The sequence below is a fragment of the Mesorhizobium sp. M7A.F.Ca.US.002.01.1.1 genome (assembly GCF_004022955.1).
GTDB classification, from domain to species: Bacteria; Pseudomonadota; Alphaproteobacteria; order Rhizobiales; family Rhizobiaceae; genus Mesorhizobium; species Mesorhizobium ciceri.
This window is the reverse complement of sequence record NZ_RZQE01000530.1, coordinates 1-3,764: the sequence shown is the minus strand read 5'-3', so window position 1 is coordinate 3,764 and position 3,764 is coordinate 1. Positions and strand designations below refer to the sequence as shown.

The 3,764-nt window shown below is 59.0% G+C and carries 4 protein-coding genes; all 4 read right to left on the bottom strand.

All coding sequences use genetic code 11. The features are described from left to right. Nucleotides 1-395 (bottom strand): ABC transporter permease (locus tag EN932_RS31250; protein ID WP_164890715.1); only part of this gene is annotated, 395 nt, incomplete at its 3' end. Nucleotides 396-483: 88 nt separating this feature from the next. Next, nucleotides 484-2,091 (bottom strand): ABC transporter substrate-binding protein, encoded by a 1,608-nt coding sequence (locus EN932_RS31245; RefSeq protein ID WP_128337943.1) that lies wholly within the window; start codon nt 2,089-2,091, stop codon nt 484-486. A gap of 120 nt (nt 2,092-2,211) precedes the next feature. After that, nucleotides 2,212-2,565 carry a Rieske (2Fe-2S) protein gene (locus EN932_RS31240; protein ID WP_023809364.1) on the bottom strand — a complete coding sequence of 118 codons (354 nt, stop codon included), beginning with the start codon at nt 2,563-2,565 and terminating at the stop codon, nt 2,212-2,214. A gap of 11 nt (nt 2,566-2,576) precedes the next feature. Further along, the gene (locus EN932_RS31235; RefSeq protein ID WP_023809365.1) at nt 2,577-3,659 is read right to left on the bottom strand and encodes an amidohydrolase family protein; all 1,083 of its coding nucleotides are present in this window, start codon (nt 3,657-3,659) and stop codon (nt 2,577-2,579) included. Between the last annotated feature and the right edge of the window lie 105 nt (nt 3,660-3,764).

Genomic DNA, 3,764 nt, shown 5'->3' with positions numbered 1-3,764 from the left:
TTGCGGTACAGCGCAGCCAGAATGCCAAGCCCCAAGGCCAGGGGAACGGCTATCAGCGCCGTCACTGCTGCAAGGAACATCGTGTTGTAGAGGCGGGGTGCGATGATCTCGGCCACGGTACGCCGATATCCGGTGCGGCTCGCAAACGAAGAGCCGAAATCGCCATGGAGCATCTGGGCGACCCAAGCGAAGTAGCGCTCGACAGGCGGACGATCGATGCCGATCTCCCGCTGGAACGCGGCGACCGTTTCGGGCGTCGCCGACTGCCCGAGCGTGGCCTTGGCGAAGTCGCCTGGGAGCATCGCGATCGCAGAGAAGATGATGATGGACACGATAAACAAAGTGACCAGACCGAGGCCAAGGCGCTGCAGGACCGTTCTTGCGACGGGGTTCATGTGCGTGGCGTTTCCCTTTGGGCGGCAACCCTGCACTCGGAGCCAGCTGACCGGAGCCTCAAAACCATCGCGGCTCCGGCCCGCCATCTCATGCCGTGGCGATCCACCAGCGTTCGGCCATTTTCAGTCCATCGTTCTCCCAGTTGGGCGCCACATCACCGTGTGCGAGCTTTTTGGATTGGGCGCTGACGAAATTGTTGAAGACCAGCACGATGCTGCCGCCGTCATCGTGGGTTAGTTGCTGCATCTCGGCATACATCGCCGCTCGTTTGGCTTCGTCCGTCTCGGCGCGTGCCTGGACAAGCAATTCGTTGAAGTGGGGATTTTTCCAGAACGTTTCGTTCCAGCTGGAGTCCGCGGCAAAGGCTTGCGTGAACATCCAGTCGGCGGTTGCCCGACCGCTCCAATAGGAAGCGCACCAGGGTTTCTTCAGCCAGACATTGTCCCAATAAGCGTCCTCGGCCTCACGCACGACATTGACGTCGATGCCGCATTGGGCTGCCGTTTCGCGAATGAGCGAAGCCGCATCCACCGCCCCCGCAAAGGCGGCATCGGCCACCGAGAGGTCCACCTTCAGGTTCTCCATTCCGGCCTTTTTCAGGTAGTGCTTGGCTTTTTCCGGATCGAAGCTGTGTTGCGGTTGCGGATCCTTGGCGAATTTGATGGCCGGCGCGATCGGGTTGTCGTTGGCCACAGTGGCGTGGCCAAGAAAGATCTTGTCGACGATTTCTTGGCGATTGATCGCCCATTTCAATGCCATTCGCACGTCCGGATTATCAAACGGCGGCATCGTGACATTCATCGGCAAGGTATAGTGCCCGTAGCCAGTGACCTCGACGATTTCCACCTTGGGATTGCGTTTCAACATGCCGAGCGTCTTGAGGTCGGCGCGGCCGATATAGTCCACCTCCCCCGTGGATAGCGCCGCCATGCGAGCGGCGAGATCTGTGATGGCGATGAACTCCACCTCGTCGAGATAGGGCTTGCCATTCTTGAAGTAGTTTGGATTGCGCTTGAGCTTGGCCGAAACGCCGGGCTGGAAATTCTCGAGGACGAAAGCACCGGTGCGAACGCCTGAAGCCCAATCCGCCTTGCCGTCCTTGGCCGGCATGATGACCAGATGGTAGTCACTCATGATGTAAGGGAAATCGGCGTTGCCGCTCTTGAGCGAGAAGACCACCGTTTCCGGGCCGTCCGCCTTGACATCGGCGACGGAGTCCAACAGCGACTTCGCCGCCGATTTGGTGTCCTTGCCCATGTGATATTGCAAGGAGGTCACGACGTCATCCGCCGTCACGGTCTTGCCGTTGTGAAAGGTTGCGCCTTTGCGCAGCTTGAAGGCCCAGGTTTTGGCTCCATCCGAAGTTTCAAAGCTCTCGGCGAGGTCCGGTTGGACATTGCCTTTGGCGTCGACCTCAGTGAGGCTGTTGGACAGCGAGCCCGAAAATGCGGTTTGTGTGAACGTGTCGGGGTAGCCGGCCGGATCGATCGAGTCCGTCGTCGCGCCATGAGCCATGCCGAGCTTGGCGAAGCCGCCCTGCATCGGTTCGGCCCGCGCCGTGCTCACGAACAGCCGGTCGGCGGCGGCAACGGTCAGGCCCGCGGCCAGCCCAAGATGAATGAAGTCGCGGCGGGAAACCTTGCCGCCTCCGATCAGGCTTTGCGCGATACCAAGCTTGTATTCAGATTCTGACATTTGACTCTCCCATTGCGGAGTTCCCCGCGTTCTTTCTCGTCAAGCACCGGCTAACAAATCTGCTTATTGGCTCCGCCACCTTTCCTTCGAATTTTTCCAATCCCAATCGGCTTGCGCCAATCAGGCCGTCACGTAAATGCCGCCGGCTTCGACGGTGACTGGAAATGTGCGCGCGCGAACGGAGGGATCGACCAAGGCCGCGCCTGACTTGATGTCGAACTCCCACCCGTGCCAGGCGCATCGAACGATCTCGTTTTCGCGATGATAGATGAATTGCGCCTGTTCAACGGGCGCGGTTGTGCCGCATTGCGGCCCCTCGCAAAGCGGAGCGCCGCGGTGCGGACAGACATTCAGCAGCGCGTGGAATGAATCTCCGATGCGGAAAATCCCGACCGAAAGGCTGCGGATCTTGGCGATGAACGGAGACCCTGTTTCGATCTCGTCGACGCGGCAGATATATGTCTTCTCGGGCATCGTATGCTTCCTCAGGCGGCATTCGCGGCTTGCGCGCGGGGGATGCGTTTGTAGACTTCCAGCGCGTTCAGTCCCATGATCTTGCTCTTCCATGCAGGAGGGATTTGCAGCGTGTTGGCATCGTCGTAATCCCAGTGCGGATAGTCTGATGCAAACATCAGCGTGTTTTCGCCGTCCATCGCTTCGAGCGTGGACCAGAGATGTTGGATGTTTGCAGGCTGCTCCAGCGGCTGCGTGGAAAAGCGGATGTTGCGCCGGCAATATTCAGACGGCAGCATCTTCAGCCATGGCGTCTCCTTGCGCAGCGCTTTGTAGTCGGCGTCCAGGCGCCAAAGGACCGATGGAACCCAGGCGACGCCGCACTCGATGATCACGAAGTAGAGGTCCGGCCATTTCTCGAAGACGCCATGGGCGATCATGCTTGCCACGTGCGACATCGCCGACATGTGCAGAATGGCATGCGTTTCCCAGAAGAATGTCGTCGGAGCAGGAGCAATGGCAGTTGAATTCACGCCGCCATGCCCGCCCAGATGAATGGCGAATGGCAACCCCACTTCCGCGCAGGCTTCGTAGATCGGATGGTAAAACGGGTCGCCATACGGCTTGACGGACCCCTGGGAGGCGAGAACCTGGACCATGCGCGGATGGCTGCCAAGACGGCGTATCTCGGCGGCAGCGAGCTTCGGATCCTGTGGCGCGATGATGATCGAGCCCATGAACCGATCGTCTTTCGGCAACCACTGATCGATCTGATAATCGTTGTAAGCGCTGACCAGAGCGCTGGCATAGTAAGGGTTAGCCAGGGTCGACGCCTCGATAGGCTCATCGCCGGTCAGGATCGCCACGTCGACTTTGTATTTGTCGAGGTGCTTCTCTTTCATGATGAGATAGTTGTCGGCTTCCGTTTTCGGACGGATGTCCTTGCGGGAAAAGTCCTGCGGGTGGAACCAGGGCCGATGACCATGCGGAAAGGCCCCAACGGGCCCTGTTTTCTCGCCCTCGATGAACATGTCTTTCCACAAGCCGGAGAGATAGGGCTCCAACACAGTAGCGCTTGACCAGTAATTATGACAGTCGCAGTCGACTATGAACACTTCTTCCGCTCCGTATCCGTATCTCGTCCCGGCGGCGCTGCCGGCCGCTGATCTGCTACAGCTTCCGCCTTGAGTATTGTTTGATCAAGCTTATGATACGTGGAA